Annotated in this window: 1 protein-coding gene; it reads left to right on the top strand. The window is 46.7% G+C overall.

Annotated features, from left to right (window positions below):
• The coding region (locus D7Y04_RS43530; RefSeq protein ID WP_147477388.1) for an LCP family protein at positions 1–390 on the top strand (390 nt) is incomplete at both ends.

Below are 390 nucleotides of genomic sequence, written 5' to 3'. Positions count from 1 at the left end.
CGACGAGGGATACGGTAAGCATGATGGCGCGCAGTTGACAGATTCGATTATGATGATTAGTCTCAACCAAAATACTGGTGATATCGTGATGTTAAGTCTTCCGCGCGATTTAAAGGCTTCGCCGACTTGTACTGCGACGGGTAAAATCAATGAAGTATATTGGTGCAACAATATGTATGGTGGAAATGAAGCGGCGGGGGCGCAGGCACTCATGAATGAGGTTGGCTCGATTTTGGGGGTAGATTTCCAATATTACGCCCATCTGAACTGGGGCTCCCTAGTACAAATAGTAAACACGCTAGGTGGAATTACGGTGACGCTAGATGAAGATATTTCGGATTATTATTATACTGGCGCGGTATTCGAGGCGGGGGTGCCCTACACGATAAA

It is taken from the genome of Corallococcus sp. AB038B, from assembly GCF_003668955.1.
Lineage (GTDB): Bacteria > Myxococcota > Myxococcia > Myxococcales > Myxococcaceae > Corallococcus > Corallococcus exiguus.
The sequence above is the reverse complement of the archived record's forward strand: the minus strand, read 5'-3'. Positions and strand labels throughout refer to the sequence as shown.